Below are 19270 nucleotides of genomic sequence, written 5' to 3' on the forward strand. Positions count from 1 at the left end.
CGGCGACCTAGGCCTGGACGGCGACGGGTACGGCGCTCACGGTGCGGTCGATCGTCATCTGGCCGAGCACGCGCGTGCCCACGTAGACAACGGCCGTCTGGCCGGTCGAGAGGCCGATTATCGGGTCGGTCGGGGTGATGACAAGCTCTGGTTCGCCATCGCACACCGCCAGCACACAGACCGCGGGCACCGGGTCGGCGTGGGCGCGAATCTGCACCTCACAATCGAATGCCGTCTCTGGATGCGCAGGGGGCTGCCCGGCCCAACTGAACTTCGACCCACCCATCTCGGTGATCGCCAGCGCCTCTTTCGGGCCGACCACCACGGTGTTGGTGACCGGGCGAATGTCAAGCACGAACCGGCGACGACCGTCGGCGGCCGGGATTCCCACGTTGATGCCACGGCGTTGGCCGACCGTGAACGCCAGCGCGCCCTCGTGCTCGCCCAGTTTGGTGCCGTCGGAGTCGACGATGTCACCGGGGGTGGCCCCGATCGCATCCTTCAGCCAGCCTCGGGTGTCACCGTCGGGAATGAAACAGATGTCGTGGGAGTCGGGCTTGCTTGCCACAGAGAACCCGCGGGCGGCGGCCTCTGCCCGCACCTCGGCCTTGCTCGGGGTGGCACCCAACGGAAAGATGGCGTGCGCGAGTTGCTGGGCGGTGAGGACGCCCAGCACGTAGGACTGGTCCTTGGCCCAGGCTGCGGCTCGGTGCAGTTCGTGGTTGCCGTCGGCATCCTTCGTCACCGTCGCGTAGTGGCCGGTGACTAGCCCGTCGAAGCCGAGGTCGAGCGCCTTCTCAAGCAGGGCCGCGAACTTGATGCGTTCATTGCAGCGCATGCACGGGTTGGGCGTACGACCGGCGGCGTATTCGGCCTTGAAGTCGTCGACCACGTCGAGCTTGAAGCGTTCGGAGAAGTCCCAGACGTAGAACGGGATGCCGATGATGTCGGCTGCGCGGCGGGCATCCATGGAGTCTTCGATGGTGCAGCAACCGCGAGCACCGGTTCGCACAGTGCCCGGCATGCGACTGAGGGCCAGGTGAACCCCGACCACGTCGTGCCCGGCTTCGACCGCCCGCGCGGCCGCCACGGCAGAATCGACTCCGCCGCTCATCGCCGCCACAACCTTCATACTCCTGCGCCTTCCTTGATCCTGGAATGTACGAACGCGATCTCACCTGCGTTCTACACCGCAACCAGTCTAAACAGGGTTTCTGACCGTGCCCGGGGTGATCCCCGGTGTTGGCACCACGGGGGTGGCTCTATGGGATTGTCATCGTGATCTTCAGCGTTGCCGTTCTTGCCTGAACGGTCAGAAACGGTCAGAGCAGGTCGTAGCGGGCGAGAGCGTCGGCATCGGTGGCGTGAGTCATCGCCTGCCGCGCCGTGTCCAACGCCGTAACCGGGTCGGCCTCAGCTTCTGCCAGTGACAACTGCCGCTGGGCCTCTGCCAACCGGGTGCGGGCCGAGGCTCCGACCCTACTGCGGTTGGCGGTGATGTAGTCCCGGGTCACCGTGATCTGGCTTCGGGCGGTCAGCAGGGCGCCGCCCAGCGCATCTCGAGCGTTCTCCAGGCGCAGCTGCCGGTTGCGGGCGTCGGACGTGGTGACATCCACGCGGTCCATCACCCGCTGCAACCGGGTCAGGTCGGCGACCGGGTCGATCAGCCGGTTCGGTTGGCGAAGCTCGGCCAGTACGGCGTCGGCCTCGCTGATGCCTTGGTTGACCAAGTCGCGGGCGTCTGACTCCTCGTGCCGGTCACGCAGTTCGCGGGATTCGGCAAGAGAACGCTCTGCGGCGGTCACTGCCGTCTGCAGCGTGGTCGCCCCGGTGAGCAGGCCGGATTGGGCGGCCTCGATCGTGTCCAGCAACTGGGTGGCCCGAAAGCTCTCCTGGTCGGCGGTGTTCAGCAGGTCACCGACCGGGCCGGGAGTTCCTGCGTCGAGGCGAGCCTGCACGTCGGTGGCCGCCCGGTGCGCCTGTTCGATCGACGTCTGCGCTCTGGCGAGGTCAGCCGCCATCGGAGCCAGCGCCGATGTCGCGTATTCGGCACCGAGCGCGCGGATCGAATCCTCTGCGGCCGCTATGCGTTCGGTGGCCTGTGTGAGCACGTGTTGCACTCGGTCGAGCTGGTGAAGCGCATCACGTTCGACGCCCCGCAAGGTGTCGAACTCTCGGCCCTTCAGGGCGAGCCGGTTCGTGGCCTCATCGGCGAGCGCGATGATCTGGGTGCTCCAGCGCTTCCGCTCGGCAGGGGTGTCGACGAACGCATCATCGAGCTTCTGCTGCAGGGCAAAGGCATCGCGCAGTTGACGCCTGGACGTCTCAAGTGCCTCAGCGAATTCGCGGGCGGCCGACTCGCCGAACTGGGCGACCGCGAAGCCCACCTCGTCGGCGGTCTCCTGCACAGCATCATCGGCCCGCACCAGGCTGATCGCGGCCTTCTTGACGATCTCGGCCACTGCATCCTGCTCCCCTGCCGCGAGCGTGCGACCGCGGCGGCGCAGCCCCAGTACCAGTGCGACAACCGCTGCCGTGGCTACCGCCAGAACGACAAGCGAGGGCACCCACCACAGTTCGCCAAGCATGTTCGCCATCCTATTCCGCGTTTTCCGCCTATTGCACCTAATGCGCGGCCGCGCTTTCGAAACATTCTGCAGCTCTCATTCAAAAGTTCAGGAGCAGAGGTGGGCCGGCCTCTCAGGCGCCTCGGCCGAGCTCATATCCTGAAGTTTTGAGGGTGGGCGATGCCGCTGAGCGGCCGACCACGGGGCAGCAGTGACGGGGCGGGAGTGACGGGGCGGCAGTCACAGGGCGGGGCGGCGCATCTGCTCGCGGATCAGATCGAAGTCGTGCCGGGAGATTTCGAACAGGCCGCGCCGCAGCTGGTAACCCCACTCGGGGTCGTCGCGGCTGAACTCGAGCAACTTCACCAGCGGGCGGATCGAGGTCTCCACCGCCTGCCGGTCGAAATCAACCCGGCGTCGCCATGGCCGCCACGCCTGCCCCGACTCCTGGTAGACGTGCCCGTCGGCCAGATAGCCGATCGCGGTGAACTCCTTCAGCGGGTCACCCTCGAAGTCTGTTCGCGGAGAGTAATAGACCAGACCGTCGGCGTCTCCCATGCCCTGAAACACTTCCCTCGTGTCACGACTGGCCTGCGCAAAACCGGATTCGCGGCCGAAGCGCACGTTCTCGCGATGCATCACCCCGAGCCAATACCTGATCGCCAACGGTGACGCCCTAGCCCCGGGACACGTCGCGGTCGGCGAACCCGGCGCGTGACGCCTGGACGAACGCTCCGGGCAGCGCGGCAATGAACGCGTCGACGTCGGCGGCGGTGCTCGTGCGCCCCAGACTCAGGCGGAGCGCACCACGAGCCTCAGTCTCACTCCGGCCCATCGCTCGCAGCACGTGCGAAGGCTCGGGAATGCCGGCTTGGCATGCCGACCCTGTCGAGACCGACACCCCGGCGACGTCGAGCAGAAACAGCAACGAGTCGCCCTCACAGCCGGGAAAGGTGAAGTGCGCGTTCGAGGCCAGCCGGGCGGCGCTTTCACCGTTCGATTCGGCACCGATCGACGCAGCGCCGATCGGGTCCGGCCCGTTGAGCAACGCATCGGGAACGACCGCCCGAACTCCGGCAATCAGGGCGTCGCGCAGCCCCGCCAACCGGACCGACTCCGCCGCCAGGGTCTCGGCGACGTTGACGGCTGCAACCGCGAACGATACGGCAGCCGCGACATCCTGGGTGCCCGAGCGCACCTGGCGCTGTTGGCCGCCGCCGTGGATGAGGGGCACCACGTCGACCGTGCGCGGCAGCACCAGGGCGCCGATGCCGACCGGCCCACCAACCTTGTGCGCAGACACGCTCAGCGCCGAGACGCCCACCTCGTGCAGGGCGCGAAAGTTGATCGGCAGGTGTCCGTAGGCGGAGACCGCATCGACGTGCAGCGGAATACCCCGCGCAGCCAGAACAGAACCGATCTGCTCGATCGGCGAGATCGTTCCGACTTCATTGTTCGCCCAGAGCACAGTGCCGAGCGCGGTCTCCGAAGCCGGGTCGAAGCCCAGGCCGGACGCCGTAGCGAATGTGGCGTCATCCCTCCTGCGGTGCGCCTCGTGGCCCTGTTCCAGGGCCACGAGGAACGCGTCAGCGGTAGCCCGTCCGAGCCCATCCAGCTCGACCCAGGAAAGCTGCGCGTTGGCGGCCTCTGCCAGCCATTCGACGCTGTCCAGGGTGGCGTGGTGCTCTCCGCCCGGCACCAGGATGCGGGGCCGGGCCACGTCACGTTGCCTACGCCAATACAGGCCCTTGAGGGCCAGGTTGATGGCCTCGGTGCCACCTGAGGTGAACACGACCTCGATCGGATCGGCGCCAAGCGTCCAGGCGATCTGCTCCCGAGCCTCTTCCAGCATCCGCCGGGCATGCTGCCCCTGGCTATGGATGGATGCCGGGTTTCCGACCACAGTCATCGCCCGGGCGTAGGCGTCGATAGCAGCGGGCAACATCGGGGTGGTCGCCGCATGGTCGAGGTAGACGCTCACGATCACCCTCCTTCACGATGCTGACATCACCGACCTGAAACCAGCACTCACATACAAACACTCACAGACGAGCACTCACAAACAAGCGCCCACAAAAACACTCTCGAAAAAATCACTTACCGGAAAGCGCAGTGGCCACCGAACAGGTCACGCTCATTCCCGGTGTCCTGCCAGCAATGATTCGCTGGCACGATTACTGTGGGACGCGTGACGATTCTCACACATCCGGACGAGACCCACTCGCCCACAACGCCCGACCAGCACCAGGCGCACACCGCGCTGAGCAGGCTTGGCGTGACCCCGTGCGCTGACGGCGGCGAGGTGCGGGTGTTCTCCGCGCACGCCACCGAGATTCAATTACAGGTCTTTGGAGAGGCCGACCCCTCCTGGGCGACCGAGACCACCACCCTCAGCCGTGACGATCACGGAGTGTTCAGCGGCGTCTCGCCGCGCCTCGTGCCCGGCGCCCGATACGGGTTTCGAGTTTCGGGCCCGACTGGCCCCGGCCATCTTTTCGACCCGGAGCATGTGGTCACTGATCCGTACTCCCGGGGAATCGTGCGGGTGGGCGAGGGACAGTGGCGTTCGCAGGTGCTCGACGAGGGCTTCGATTGGGCCGGTGCCACCAAACCGAACACCCCGATGGCGCAGACCGTCATCTATGAAGCGCACGCGAAGGGCCTCACCAGGTTGCACCCGGAAGTGCCGGCCCGGTTGCGTGGCACCTACGCAGGTCTGGCCCACCCGGCGACGATCGGGCACCTGAAAAGCCTCGGTGTGACTGCCATTCAGCTTCTTCCCGTGCAGGCCTTCATCTCGGAAGAGCACCTGATCGTGCAGGGTCTGAACAACTACTGGGGCTACAACACCCTCAACTTCTTCAGTCCGCACGCTGGCTGGGCCACCAAGAAGGCGCAGGAACAGGGGCCGGGCGCCATCCTTCGCGAGTTCAAGGGCATGGTGAAACTGTTGCACGAGGCCGGCCTCGAAGTCATCCTCGATGTGGTCTACAACCACACCGCCGAAGCCGGCGTGAACGGACCGCGGGTGAGTTTTCGCGGGCTCGACAACGCCACGTATTACCGCCATGACGCCACCGGGGCCTATGTCGACATGACCGGTTGCGGCAACACCGTCGACTTCGGCACTGAGGCCGCGGTGCAACTGGTTCTCGATTCACTCAAGTACTGGGTAGACGAAGTACAGATCGACGGATTTCGCTTCGACCTTGCCGCCACACTGGGGCGGGATCACCGGGGACATTTCGACCCGCAGCATCCGCTTCTTATGGCCATTGCCGACGATCCCGCCTTCGCCAAGGTGAAGATGATCGCCGAACCTTGGGATCTTGGGGACCACGGCTGGCAGACCGGCAGTTTTCCTGCCGGGTTCAGCGAGTGGAATGACCGCTACCGCAACGCGGTGCGCGACTTCTGGCTGGCTGACATCGGCCACGCCCGTCACGGCGACGCGCGCAATGGGGTCGGCGACCTTGCCGGCTATCTGACCGGATCAGAAAGCGTGTTCGGCAAAGAGCGCGGGCCCCTGGCCTCGATCAACTTTGTGACCGCCCACGACGGCTTCACCCTGGCCGACCTGACGACGTACAACACTAAGCACAATGTCGGAAACGGTGAGGACAATCGCGACGGCACCAACGACAACCGCTCGTTCAACCACGGTGTGGAGGGCCCGTCGACCGAGGCAGCTCTGCTTGCCACGCGCCGCAAGGCGATGCGCAATCTGCTCGGCACCCTCCTGTTCAGCGCCGGCGTTCCGATGCTCACCGCCGGTGACGAGATGGGGCGAAGCCAACAGGGCAACAACAACCCGTACTGTCGAGACAGCGAACTGACCTGGCTGAACTGGGAGTTGGCCCCCTGGCAGGATGAATTGCGGGCGCTGACCGCGCGACTTCTGCAGTTGCGGCGTGAGAACCGTGCACTCACACCTACCCGCTTCGGACGTGACGGTCACGACGGTGACGACGGCTTCGGCGCTGGCGCGAGCCATATGGACTGGTTCAACGCCGACGGGCACACGATGTCTGACCACGACTGGCACAGCCCCGCAAACCGCACCCTGCAGTACCTCGCGACCAGTGACCTGCCGGGCGAGACCAACCGAATCCTGCTGGTCGTGCACGGGGTCGAGCGCGACACTCAGGTGGTGTTGCCGAACGCCGCCGGAGTGGCCGCGTACGAATTGCTCTGGGACAGCGCGGTCGACGGGGCCACCCATCCGGCTGTGGCCGCACCCGGTGAGTCTGCCGAGATCACCGCCACGTCGATGAGGCTCTACCGCGCACTCTAGGGCCGCCACTCCTGTGGCCCTGCATCCCCTTGCGGCCCGAGCCCGGAGCGTTCCTCCGCCGGTTATGGGCGTCTCGGTGACCTGCTTGTAGTCGGGACAGTCGAACTCTGGCCCGTCATAGTCGTGCGGTTACCGTCGGCGGCCCCGGCGTTGGGGTCGACCGGAAGAGACCAGGGCATTCGTGAAATACGTGTGGGTCAACTGTCCAAGTCAAATGCGCGGGTGCCTGCGCCGGGAACTCTCCGCGCCGTCGGCGCACCTCAGGCCGCCACCTCCGGGGTCGCTCGTCGTAAGCGGGGCATCCGCAGGGCGAACAGCGAGGCCGCCACCAGCAGCACGGTGGCGCTGCCGAACGCCGCCTGGTAGGAGAACATATCGACCAGAAGGCCCGCTGCGAGCGGACCGATGATGGCTCCGAGGTCACTCATCATCGAGAAGACCGCGACCGGGTTGCCGCTCTTTGCTCCGGCGGCATCTCCCACCGCGGCAGCCGGCGCTGTGCCCATGAACGCGGCCGCGGCGCCATAGACACACAGAATGATGATCAGGATCCAGATGTTCGGAGCGAATGGGATCAGAAAGATGGTCGCCCCGGCCACGGCAAACGCCCCGATGATGGCCGGTCTGCGTCCGACCGTGTCAACGAAACGCCCGGCGGGGGCGAGCATGGCGGTCTGAGCGACCGCCGCCACCGCGAAGGCGATCCCCGTCCACGCAGCCGGCCCGCGCAGCACCTCGACGACCAGGATGGGGATCAGGGCGCTGCGCACCCCCATGGACGCCCAGCCCGCAGAGAAGTTGGCCAGGCAGGCGGCCTGGAACCGAACATCCCGCAACACCGTGCGGAACGGCACATGCGCCTGCTCGACCGCCTCCGCAACCTGCTGCACTCGTTTCGGTTTCAACAGCACAACACCGACGAGCCCCGCCAACACCAGCGTGCCGGCGTAGAAGAAGAACGGGGCCGTCAACGAGATGCCTGCCAGCAGCCCACCGAGCGCGGGGCCGGCCATCCCGCCGATCAAAAACCCGCCCTGGTAGAAGCCGACAGAACGGCCGCGCATCGCCTGTGGGGTGGAGCCGAGCAACAACGTCATCGCCGAGACGCTGAACATGGCCGAGCCGATGCCGCCGACCCCGCGCCAGATCAGCGCCTCGGGGTAGGACTGCGCCAGTCCGAGCAGGGCGCTCGAGGCGGCGACAATTCCGATCCCCACGGTGAGGATGGTACGCTCCCCCGCCCAATCGATCATCCGGCCGACGAACGGGCTGGCGAGCAGACGCATCAGCGCAAACGCCGAAACCACCGCACCGACCTCGACGTAGCCGACCCCGAAGTCGCGCACGTATACAGGGAGCACCGGTATGACCACTCCGAAGCCGAGCATCACGAAGAACGCGATCAGCCCGAGAACGATCACGTCCCGGCTCAGGCGGGGTTTCACATCGCCGGCCGATCCCGGCCGACCGCGCGGGAGCGTCACGCCAGGGCGACGAGCCCGAGCTCGGCGCGAGATCCCAACAGGGGGTGCTTGGGCACGATGCGCACGGTGAATCCGAACGCCCCTGAGCGCTCGAGCCTCACTGAGCCCGCATAGTCGGTGGATCCTCCGGCCAGGGCGGCCTCTGTCGGTTCGAGTTCCTGGATGACGACGTTGGTGAGGTCGTCGCCGGAGCTCGAACCGTAGACCACCTCGACCGAGACGTCTTCCGGAGTCAAATCGCCGAGGTCGACGAGTGCGCGCACCTGCAGACTGTCGCCGACCTGCGGAACAGTATCGAGACCGCCGGATTCGACGTTGACCACCGAGACACCGCCCCACGCGGCACGTACGCGCTGCTTCCAGGCTGAGAGCTGCCGCGCGCCCTGATACTGGTCGCTTGCCAGTTTCTCCTCGGCGCGGCTCGCCTCCAGGTAGAACCTCTCGGTGTACTCCTTCACCATGCGGTCGGCGCTGAGGGGTGCCGACAGGGTCGACAGGGTGTGCCGCATCGATCGAACCCAACCCAGCGGGATGCCGCGTTCGTCCTGGTCGTAGAACCTATGCGTGATCTGATTCTCCAACAGGTCGTACATGGCGTTGGCCTCCATGGCGTCACGCTCGTTCGGATCGTGGGAATCTGATGCCGAAGGAATTGCCCAACCGTTTTCGCCGTCGAAGAACTCGTCCCACCAGCCGTCGAGGATCGACAGGTTGAGCCCACCGTTCAGAGCAACTTTCATTCCCGAGGTGCCGCATGCCTCGAGCGGGCGCAGCGGATTGTTCAACCAGACGTCGGTGCCGGGGTACATTCGGCTGGCCATGTCGATGTCGTAGTCGGGCAGGAACACCATCCTCCCCCGCAGCTCGGGTGCTGAGGCGAACTGCACGATCTCCTGGATCATGTGTTTGCCGGCGTCGTCAGCCGGGTGCGATTTACCCGCGATGATGATCTGCACCGGACGTTCGGGGTGCAACAGGATCGACCGCAGCCGGTCGCGGTCGTGCAGCATCAGGGTCAACCGCTTGTAGGTCGGAACCCGGCGGGCGAAGCCGATCGTCAGCACGTCGGGGTCGAGAATCGAGCTCATCCACGTCGGCGCGGTGCCGGAGGTGTGTGCTCGTTGCCAGGCGGCGACCACGCGCCGCCGGGCATCCGTGACTGTCGCCTGCCTCATCTCGCGGCGGGCGTTCCAGAGCTCTTCGTCGCTGACCGCGTCGGAGGCCCAGTCGACGGCGGTGGTGTCATCGGTGCCGAATTTCTCCCGGGCCAGGTTCTTCAGAACTGCGTCTGTCCAGCTCGGGGCGTGCACGCCGTTGGTGACCGAGGAGATCGGCACCTCGTCGATGTCGAAGCCCGGCCAGAGGGAGGAGAACATGCCGCGCGAGACGTTGCCATGCAACTGCGAGACTCCGTTGGCGTGCTGTCCCAGTCTGAGGCCCATCACCGCCATGTTGAAGACGTTGCCGGGTGCGTCACCACTGGCCTCATCGCCGAGCGCCAACACCTGTCCGGTATCGACCCCGGGCAGAAGGTCGGAATCGAGGTACCGCTTCACCAGCGATGCCTCGAACCGGTCGATCCCTGCCGGCACTGGAGTGTGCGTGGTGAACACGGTGCCGGCACGCACCATCTGCAGAGCTTCGTCGAAGCTGAGGCCGCCGCCGATCAGTTCGGAAATGCGCTCCAGGCCGAGGAATCCGGCGTGGCCCTCGTTGGTGTGGAACACCTGGGGGGCCGGTGCGCCCGTCAACTCCGACCAGACACGCAACGCGCGCACCCCTCCGATGCCGAGCAACAGCTCCTGCAACAGTCGGTGCTCGCCGACCCCGCCGTACAGCCTGTCGGTGACCTGTCGCAGATGCGGATCGTTCTCGGGCACGTCGGTGTCGAGCATCAGCAGTGTGACCCTGCCCACGGCGGCCTGCCAGATGCGGGCGCGCAGCGTGTCACCGTCGGGCAGCGCCAATGAGACGATCGCGGGAACGCCCTCAATGGTGCGCAGCAGGCTGAGCGGCAGGCCCTCCGGGTTGAACACCGGGTAGGTCTCCTGCTGCCACCCGTCTGCCGAAATCGATTGTGAGAAATAACCGGCGTGGTAGAACAGGCCGACACCGACCAGAGGCAACCCCAGGTCTGAGGCGCTCTTCAGGTGGTCGCCGGCCAGGATCCCCAACCCGCCGGAATACTGGGGCAGTGCGGCCGCCACACCGAACTCGGGCGAGAAGTAGGCGATGCACTCGGGGGCGCCGGCGGGCAGTTGCTGGTACCAGCGAGGCTGCTCCAGATAGTCACGCAGATCGAAGCGCAGCCTCTCCGCCCAGTCGACGAAACTCTGATCGGCGGCGAGTTCGTTGATCCGCGCAGTGCTCACCTCGCCCAAGAGGGTGGAAGGGTTCTTGCTCTCCTCCCACAATTCGGGCGCGATGTGTGCGAACAACTCACGGGTGGGCGCGTCCCAGGACCAGCGAAGGTTGGCAGCGAGTTCGGGAAGGGCGCTGAGGTTGTCCGGCAGAACGGTGCGGACGGTAAATTTCTGGATAGCTTTCACGCCCACGAGCCTAGTCTTTGGACGGCATCTCACTCGACTCACCCCATCCTGGCGAATCCCCAGACCTCAGCGCCGAACGAAACAGTGCCTGTCAGTACCCGGCGATCAGGTCGGCCACGTCGTCGAGCACTTTTTCGGAGCCGGCATAGATACCGTCTGCGCGCGGCCAGTGGCTGATGACGTCGGTGAAGCCGAGGTCGGATGCCCTGCCCACCGCGTCCTCGAACGCCGTCACGCTTGCCAAGGAGTACTGCGCACCACTGTCCAGGGAGAGGTGACGCTCGATCGTGCCCGGGTCTCGGCCCGCCGCGAGGGCTCGGTCAGTCAGCCGCCGGTTGGAGTCAGCGACCGCCGTCCACCATTCGTCGCCGACAACCCCATCGGGCCCGGTGGTCACCCAGCCGGCGCCGTGCTGCACCACCAGATCCAGTCCCTTGGGCCCGTTCGCGGCGATCACAAACGGCATCCGGGGTAGCTGGGCCGGGGATCCAACCATGCGGGCGCCGACGGCATGGAACCAGACTCCGTCGAATGAGATGCCTGCGCGGTCAGTGCCCGTTTCGTGACGGAGCAGAACGTCGAGCCCGGTGACGAACTCGGCGAACCGCGCATGACGCTGGGCGGGGCTGAGACCATCCTGGCCGAGTACCGTCGCGTCGAAGCCGGTGCCACCTGACCCGATGCCGAGGATGAAGCGTCCGCCCGAGATGTCGTCGACGGTGGCCACCTCCTTCGCGAACGGCACCGGATGCCGGTAGTTCGGCGACGACACGAAAGTGCCCAGGCGGATGTTCCGGGTCACCGTGGCTGCCGCGGTCAGCGTGGGGACAGTGGCGTGCCAGCGTTGGTCGGCAAGGGTTCGCCACGACAGGTGATCGTAGGTCCACGCGTGGTCGAAGCCGAGTTCCTCCGCACGCACCCACTTGTGTTTCCCGTCCACCCAGGCATCCTGCGGCAAGATCACGATTCCAAAGCGCATGCCGGGAGTTTATCGGTGAACCGCGTGGCCCCTCCGAACGAATCTGATCCCAGGAGCTCAGACATCCTCCAATAATCATGTCAACGGCCTTGTCCACACTGTAGGCAACATTGCTAGCGACACCTCGCATCCTGTGGATATGATGAGCCGCGTGCGTGTGGGCCTCCGATGAACACCGCCGATCTGAACCACACTGAAAAGCTGGTCGGGTGGCACACAGAAAGCGGCACACAGAAAGGTGCTCGGTCACAATGTCAGAATTTGTTGGCGATAGTGGCCCTCCTCGCGGACCGGCCAAGGCACGACTCAGCCGTGAGCGCATCATCACTGCTGGACTCGAGCTGGCATCGGCACCGGGCAGATCCGTGATCTCGGTGCGGGAGCTCGGCGCACATCTCGGCAGCGATCCGACCGCGATCTACCGCCACTTCCGCAGCAAAGATCACCTCATGCAAGAGTTACTCGATGCTGTCTTCATCCGCAGCATCGCCGGTGTGAGCGCCGACAGCGACCAGTGGCGACAACGGCTTCGACAACTGGCGGCACGAACACTCGAACAGTTTGAGAAGTACCCGGTGATCGGAGCGGACGCGGTCACCGTGACGACCCAGGGGCCCGGAGAATTGGACGCCATCGAGTTCATGCTGGATGCCTTTTCAGTGGCAGGTCTCTGCGATGACGAAGTTGTGCGCCACTACGGGTTGTTCGCCTTTCATGTACTGGGCAGTGCGGCCGGGATCGCCCGAGCACGCACCCAGGAGATCAGGGGACCGGAGGGCACTGAACGGTGGCTTGAAGGCCCGCTCCTGACAAACCCGCAGCAGCACCCGCACATCATCCGGTTGTCGAAGCAACTCTCCAATCTTGAGGAGCGGGTGCTCTTCGATCTCGGCGTCGAAGCCGTGATCCAGTCAGCAGAGCGGATCGTCGCGAATCAATAAGGGAGTCTCGGGCGGCTCTTCCGACCGGACGTGGCACCTGGAAAGGTCCAGTCGGGTGCCTTCCGTTCCGATGCCTCGGATGAACCACCGACGTGACCTGTCACCGGCTGTTGCTTCAGTCTGCCCCGACATCGTGCCGCAGGACCACAGTTCCAGAAAGTATGCCTGAAGTTTGTCGATGAACCGCTGACGGTATTGCGGTACCGTCGAAGTGTGACGACCAAGGATGAAAGCCCGAAAGCGTCCGCTCCCGCACGCAAGCCAGCGGCACGCGCGAAAAAGCCAACACCAGCGAAAGCGCCGATGCCGTCTCCGGCGCCAACGCCACCGGTCGCGCGACCGGTTCGCCTCGGCCGCATACCCATTCTCGACCTCACCCCGCGCGTCGATGATGGCGCGTGGCCCGCCACCGCGTTCGCCGGTGAAGCAGTTCCGTTTCGAGCGACGGCGTTCCGTGAGGGGCACGACCTGATCGGGGTCACGCTACTGCTGACCGACCCGCAGGGTGGCCAGAGCGAGCATCCGATGGTTTCGATAGAACCCGGGCTCGATCGCTGGCAGGCCACCCGGGCGCTCGACGTCACCGGGAAATGGACGTTTCGGGTGCGCGCCTACGCAGACCTGTTCAACACCTGGCTGCACGACGCCATCATCAAGATCGAAGCCGAGGTCGACGTCGACCTGATGTTCCAGATCGGTTACGGCCTCCTGGCCGGCGCCGCGAAGGACACGGCTCGCCCAGCCGCCGAACGCACGCTTCTGAGGGCGACGGCCGCCCTACTGGCCGACCCCGATCGACGCGGCGGATGGCTGGATGCCGTTGCCGAACCGAGGCTGCTGGCCGGCCTGCAGGTTCGACCGATCAGCGCGTTGGAGACCGAGTCCGAGTCACACGTTGTGATCGTGGAGCGCGAACGCGCCGGTCGCGGCGCCTGGTACGAATTCTTTCCGCGCTCAGTCGGTGCCGTGCGAGAGCCCGATGGGTCATGGAAGAGTGGAACCTTCCGCACGGCAGCCACACGCCTGCCGGAGATCGCTGCAATGGGCTTCGACGTCGTGTACCTGCCGCCGATCCATCCGATCGGACGGGCTTTTCGCAAAGGTCCGAACAACTCGCTGAACGCCGGAGAGAACGACCCGGGCTCACCTTGGGCGATCGGTTCCGCCGAGGGCGGGCACGACAGTATTCACCCCGATCTCGGCAGCGAGAAAGACTTCCTCTTCTTCAGCAAGAAGGCCGCCCAACACGGGTTGGAGATCGCCCTCGACCTGGCCCTGCAGGCCTCCCCGGACCACCCCTGGGTGACGGCACATCCCGAGTGGTTCACCACACTGCCCGACGGCAGCATCGCCTATGCAGAGAACCCGCCGAAGAAGTACCAAGACATCTACCCGATCAACTTCGACAACGACCCAGAGGGCATCTACGCCGAGGTGTTGCGCGTCGTCACACACTGGATGAATCTCGGCGTGCGCATCTTCCGTGTGGACAACCCCCACACAAAGCCGGTTGCATTCTGGGAGCGGCTGCTGGCCGAGGTGGCCACCATCGACCCGGGAATCGTGTTCCTGGCCGAGGCCTTCACCCGCCCGGCGCTGCTCACGACACTCGCCAAAGTCGGATTCCAGCAGTCATACACCTACTTCACCTGGCGCAACACGAAGGAGGAGTTGGAGGAGTTCCTCACCGACCTCGCCGAGGTGACCGCCGACTACCTGCGGCCCAACCTGTTCGTGAACACACCCGACATCCTCACCGAGTTTCTGCAGTTCGGCGGCCCGCCGGCCTACAAGATCCGCGCGGCGCTCGCCGCCACCGCCGCACCCATCTGGGGCGTCTACTCCGGATACGAACTGTATGAGAATGTGGCCCGCCCCGGCTCCGAGGAGAACATCGACAACGAGAAGTACGAATTTCGACCACGCGATTTTGCGGCGGCAGAGGCCGAGGGCCGGTCGCTCGCCCCGTACATTCGGCTTTTGAACGACCTGCGGCGCGAGCATCCGTCCCTCGGCCAATTGCGCAACCTGCATCTGCACTCGAGCCACGACGACTTCGTGCTCGTCTACAGCAAGTTTCTGCCGGCCGAACTCTCGCCCAGTGGACGCGCAGACGCGGTCATCGTTGTGGCGAATCTCGACCCGTATGCAGTGCGGGAGACCACGATACAGCTGGATCTCACTGCTCTGGGCCTCCCCCACGATGCGTCGTTCCAAGTGACCGACGCCGCCACCGGCGCCCGTTGGCTGTGGGGTTCCGAGAACTATGTGCGGCTCGACCCCCACACCGAGCCGGTGCACCTGTTGCGGGTTGATCTGAACGTGAACCAGCCCGAAACCGGCCTGCGGGCCAACGACTCAACTTCTGCCACAGCCGCCAGGCGGCACTGACCGAAAGGCGCCCGATGTTATCACCCACAATCAAACGTGACGGAGACGCCGCCCTCGGACTGCCCGATTTCAGCGACGACGAGTTGCAGAAGGTGGCGGCCGGCGCGCACCCCAACCCGCACGGCGTGTTGGGGGCGCATCCGGTGACCGTCAAGGGAACGGATGACCACCTCACCGTGATCCGAACCCTCAGGCCGTTGGCCGAGAAGGTGGTGGTTGTCATGACCAACGGTGGGCGGCTGGAGCTCAGGCACCTGGCCCATGGGATCTGGCAGGGATTGAGCGCCCTCGACATCGGCCCCTATACCGTCGAGGCCCGCTACGCCGACGGCACCGTTTGGAGCGCCGATGACCCGTACCGCCACCTTCCACGGATCGGCGAACTCGACCTGCATCTGATCGGCGAGGGGCGTCACGAGAGGCTCTGGGATGTGCTCGGCGCCCACCTGCACGCCGAAACGGATGAGTCGCCTGCCGGCTGCTCGTTCACGGTCTGGGCGCCGAACGCCCAAGCTGTTCGGGTGTCTGGCGACTTCAACGGCTGGGACGGCGTCGGCCACGCCATGCGAACGATGGGCTCAACCGGAGTCTGGGAACTATTTGTGCCCGGGGTGGAAGCAGGCAATGCGTATAAGTTCGAGATATTGTCACCGGATGGCCATTGGTTGAAACGCGCCGATCCGATGGCCCGCTTCACGGAGGTGCCTCCGGCCACCGCATCGATAGTCGGCACGAGCGACCACCAGTGGGGTGACGACGCCTGGATGACCGCACGCGCCACGAGCGACCCACACAACGCCCCGATGAGCGTGTACGAGGTGCACCTTGGGTCGTGGCGGCCGGGGCTGAGTTATCGTGAGGCCGCTGAACATCTGATCGAATACGTGCAGGAACTCGGGTTCACGCACGTCGAGTTCATGCCGTTGTCGGAACATCCGTTCGGTGGATCCTGGGGATACCAGGTCACATCGTATTACGCCCCAACCAGCCGGTTCGGGCATCCAGACGATCTCAAATACCTGATCGACAAGTTGCACCAGGCCGGAATCGGGGTGCTGATGGACTGGGTACCCGGCCATTTCCCGAAAGACGAGTGGGCGCTTGCACGCTTCGACGGTCGGGCGGTCTACGAGCACCCCGACCCACGGCGTGGTGAACAACTCGACTGGGGAACGTTGGTATTCGACTTCGGCCGCACTGAGGTGCGCAACTTCCTGGTCGCCAACGCGCTGTTCTGGCTCGAGGAGTTCCATGTCGACGGGTTGCGCGTCGATGCTGTCGCGTCGATGCTGTATCTCGACTACTCACGCGAGGAAGGCCAGTGGGCGCCGAATAAGTACGGTGGCCGCGAGAACCTGGAGGCGATTGCCTTCTTGCAGGAGGCGACCGCCACCTCGTATCGGCGCAACCCGGGAACAGTGATGATCGCCGAGGAGTCCACCTCGTGGGGCGGAGTCACCGCCCCCACGAGTGAGGGTGGGCTTGGCTTCGGGATCAAGTGGAACATGGGTTGGATGCACGACACCCTGCGCTACATGCAGATCGACCCGATGTACCGCTCACACCACCACAACGACATGACCTTCTCGTTCCTGTATGCGTTCAGTGAGAACTTCATGCTTCCGATCAGCCATGACGAAGTGGTGCATGGCAAGGGTTCACTGGCGAGGAAGATGCCCGGTGACCGTTGGCAGCAATTGGCGAATGTGCGCGCCTACCTGGCGTTCATGTGGGGTCACCCGGGCAAGCAACTGCTGTTCATGGGGCAGGAGTTCGCGCAGTTGTCGGAGTGGAACGAGCAGCACGGTCTCGACTGGTGGATTCTCGACCAGCCCGCCCACCGCGGAGTCTTCGAACTGGTCGCAGCGCTGAACCGCGTCTACCGGGAGCACCCGGCCCTGTGGGAACAAGACAATGATTCGGCCGGTTTCCAGTGGATCGACGGTGGTGCGGCGGCAGAGAATGTGGTGTCGTTCCTGCGCTGGGACGCCCAGGGCAGGCCGATTGCTGTGATCGTCAATTTCTCCGGCAAACCGCATCACGACTATCGGGTGGGACTACCACGGTCTGGCCGCTGGGAAGAACTGGTGAACACCGACGCCGCGCAGTTCGGCGGCTCAGGAGTCGGCAACTTCGGCGGAGTGGTGGCGGAGGCGCACGGCTGGAACGGCCTTCCGGCGTCGGCGACTCTCAGCCTGCCGCCGCTCGGAGCACTCTGGCTGGCTCCGGTGGAGGACCACTAGCAAGCGTGCTGCCGGGCGCCATCCGGGAGATTATGTTCGGGGAGCTGAGCCGGTGGCCTGCGTCGGTTGCCTGCGTCGGTTGCCTGCGTCGGTGGACTGTCCCGGTGGCCTGACCCGGTGGGCGGACTCAGCGGCCTGACCCGGTGGGCGGACTCAGCGGCCTGACTCGGTGGCCCGCGTCGGTGGGATGACCCGGCGGCCTGACTCAGAAATTTGGCCCAAAGACGTGACCGTTCACGTGAGAAAATTGGAGTTATCCACAGGTCCGTCACTCGCCGGTCGAAATGTCGGTGGGTCATGGTTGACTACTTGCATGGAACATATGTTCGAACCTAGCGCAGGGGAAGGTCCTCACCTCCTGGGGGTTCCAGCCGACCACAAGGTGCCGGGTCAGTCGCCCATCCCGGCCAACCCGACCCGGTCCGCCGACTCCGCTGTAGCTGGGAACGCTGTCCTGTTTGGTCCCGGTGATGAGGAGGCGGCGGCTGCGATCGCCCGCACCGTGGTGATCCGGCAGCAGATGGGTGCCCTGCAGGCCCAGGAGTTGCACGAGTTCGCGACCCTGGCGGTGTGGGTGCGGGCCGGTAACACCGAACTGTACGGTTGTGACCCGTCGATCGCGCACCGGTCCCTGGTCGCCGATCTCGCCGCGGCCCACCGGGTCTCTGACCGCACCATGGGTCGCCGCCTCGCTGACGCGGAACGGTTCGTCACCGACTACCCGGCCGCGGTTGCCGCTCTCGAAGACGGCCGCATCGACCTGGGCCACGTCCGGGTGATCGCCGACCACGGCCTGCCCATCCAGGACGACACCGCCCGGGCCGTCTACGAACAGGTGGTGTTGGACAAAGCGGCCGACACCACCCCGGGCAGGCTCGGCCGGTACGCGCAACGGGCGGCCGCGACGCGCGGCGAGGTCACTTTTCAGCAACGGTACGACCAGGCGTACAAGCAACGCCGGGTGTGGGTGCACGACATCGGTGACGGCCTGTCCGAGCTGGGTATGACCGTGCCGACCGTGTTGGCGGAGGGCATCCTGGACCGGCTCACCCAACAGGCCAAAGCCATCACCGGCGCCGCCGGCGCCCGCACCCTCGACCCTGACACCGGTGACCTGGTCACCGGTGAGCCACGCAGCTATGACCAGTTGCGCACCGACCTGGCCTGCGAACTGTTACTGACCGGGCAACCCACCGGCTGCGAAGACGCACCCCACCACGCCGGCATCGGCATCCGCGCCGAGATCGCGGTCGTGATCCCCGCACTCACCCTCCTCAACACAGACCCGGGCACCGACACTGACGCCACAGACACAGACACCGGCGCCGATACCAGCACAGGCACGAACACTGCCCGCGATACAGGCACTGGTACGGGGACGAAACCCGGGAAAGTTCGGCTCGAACCACCGACGCTCGCGGGGAAGGGCCCGATCGACCCGGCCACCGCCCGCCGGTTGGCCGCCGACGCACCCAGGCTGACACGGCTGCTCACCCACCCGGTCACCGGGATGGCCTTGACCGCCGACACGTATAGGCCGTCGGCGAAGCTTCGCCGGTTCCTTCGATTGCGAGACGGCCGGTGCCGACAGCCGGGCTGCACCCGGTCTGCCGGCCGGTGCGACATCGACCACACCATCCCCGCCGAAACCGGTGGCCCCACCGTGCCCAACAACCTCGCCCACCTCTGCCGCGGTGGGCTGCTGCGGTGATTTCGGACAGCGGATTCGATTGAATTCTTACGCTGCCGTGGCTGGCTTTTGGTAATCGTAGTGCACTTCGTTGGGGCGCCGGTAGCCGAGCGCCGAGTGCCGGCGTCGACT

Annotated in this window: 12 protein-coding genes; 5 read left to right on the forward strand and 7 right to left on the reverse strand. The window is 65.5% G+C overall.

The annotated features are described in order from the left end of the window. Positions 1-7 precede the first annotated feature (7 nt). The 4 genes from mnmA to DL891_RS15050 all read right to left on the reverse strand — a co-directional run bounded on the left by mnmA (position 8) and on the right by DL891_RS15050 (position 4548). Complete coding sequence (gene mnmA, locus DL891_RS15035) at positions 8-1132, reverse strand: tRNA 2-thiouridine(34) synthase MnmA (protein WP_111721270.1); 1125 nt, start codon at positions 1130-1132, stop codon at positions 8-10. 190 nt (positions 1133-1322) lie between these two features. Then, complete coding sequence (locus DL891_RS15040) at positions 1323-2588, reverse strand: hypothetical protein (protein ID WP_157962542.1); 1266 nt, start codon at positions 2586-2588, stop codon at positions 1323-1325. A 219-nt stretch (positions 2589-2807) separates the two neighbouring features. Beyond that, the gene (locus DL891_RS15045; RefSeq protein WP_232819209.1) at positions 2808-3233 is read right to left on the reverse strand and encodes an EVE domain-containing protein; all 426 of its coding nucleotides are present in this window, start codon (positions 3231-3233) and stop codon (positions 2808-2810) included. Positions 3234-3243: 10 nt separating this feature from the next. Continuing rightward, positions 3244-4548, reverse strand: coding sequence for a cysteine desulfurase family protein (locus tag DL891_RS15050; protein WP_111721286.1), 1305 nt, complete (start codon positions 4546-4548; stop codon positions 3244-3246). 207 nt (positions 4549-4755) lie between these two features. Between DL891_RS15050 and glgX the strand changes: the two genes are divergently transcribed. Further along, positions 4756-6861: a glycogen debranching protein GlgX gene (gene glgX, locus DL891_RS15055; protein WP_232819210.1), complete on the forward strand. Its 2106-nt coding sequence runs from the start codon at positions 4756-4758 to the stop codon at positions 6859-6861. A 260-nt stretch (positions 6862-7121) separates the two neighbouring features. Here glgX and DL891_RS15060 read toward each other — a convergent pair whose 3' ends face one another. The 3 genes from DL891_RS15060 to DL891_RS15070 all read right to left on the reverse strand — a co-directional run bounded on the left by DL891_RS15060 (position 7122) and on the right by DL891_RS15070 (position 11873). Further along, a complete protein-coding gene (locus DL891_RS15060) occupies positions 7122-8306 on the reverse strand; it encodes an MFS transporter (RefSeq protein WP_232819211.1) in 1185 nt (394 codons plus the stop codon). A 35-nt stretch (positions 8307-8341) separates the two neighbouring features. Then, positions 8342-10894, reverse strand: coding sequence for an alpha-glucan family phosphorylase (gene glgP / locus DL891_RS15065; protein ID WP_111721289.1), 2553 nt, complete (start codon positions 10892-10894; stop codon positions 8342-8344). Between the two features lie 91 nt (positions 10895-10985). After that, positions 10986-11873 carry an LLM class flavin-dependent oxidoreductase gene (locus DL891_RS15070; RefSeq protein ID WP_111721273.1) on the reverse strand — a complete coding sequence of 296 codons (888 nt, stop codon included), beginning with the start codon at positions 11871-11873 and terminating at the stop codon, positions 10986-10988. 251 nt (positions 11874-12124) lie between these two features. Between DL891_RS15070 and DL891_RS15075 the strand changes: the two genes are divergently transcribed. The 4 genes from DL891_RS15075 to DL891_RS15090 all read left to right on the forward strand — a co-directional run bounded on the left by DL891_RS15075 (position 12125) and on the right by DL891_RS15090 (position 19159). Beyond that, positions 12125-12814: a TetR/AcrR family transcriptional regulator gene (locus DL891_RS15075; RefSeq protein ID WP_111721274.1), complete on the forward strand. Its 690-nt coding sequence runs from the start codon at positions 12125-12127 to the stop codon at positions 12812-12814. 303 nt (positions 12815-13117) lie between these two features. Continuing rightward, positions 13118-15205, forward strand: coding sequence for a maltotransferase domain-containing protein (locus DL891_RS15080; protein WP_111721275.1), 2088 nt, complete (start codon positions 13118-13120; stop codon positions 15203-15205). A gap of 14 nt (positions 15206-15219) precedes the next feature. Next, positions 15220-17448, forward strand: coding sequence for a 1,4-alpha-glucan branching protein GlgB (glgB, locus tag DL891_RS15085; RefSeq protein WP_111721276.1), 2229 nt, complete (start codon positions 15220-15222; stop codon positions 17446-17448). Between the two features lie 313 nt (positions 17449-17761). Continuing rightward, positions 17762-19159 (forward strand): HNH endonuclease signature motif containing protein, encoded by a 1398-nt coding sequence (locus DL891_RS15090; RefSeq protein WP_157962543.1) that lies wholly within the window; start codon positions 17762-17764, stop codon positions 19157-19159. The last annotated feature ends 111 nt before the right edge of the window (positions 19160-19270 follow it).

The organism is Homoserinimonas sp. OAct 916 (assembly GCF_003260275.1).
Lineage (GTDB): Bacteria > Actinomycetota > Actinomycetes > Actinomycetales > Microbacteriaceae > OACT-916.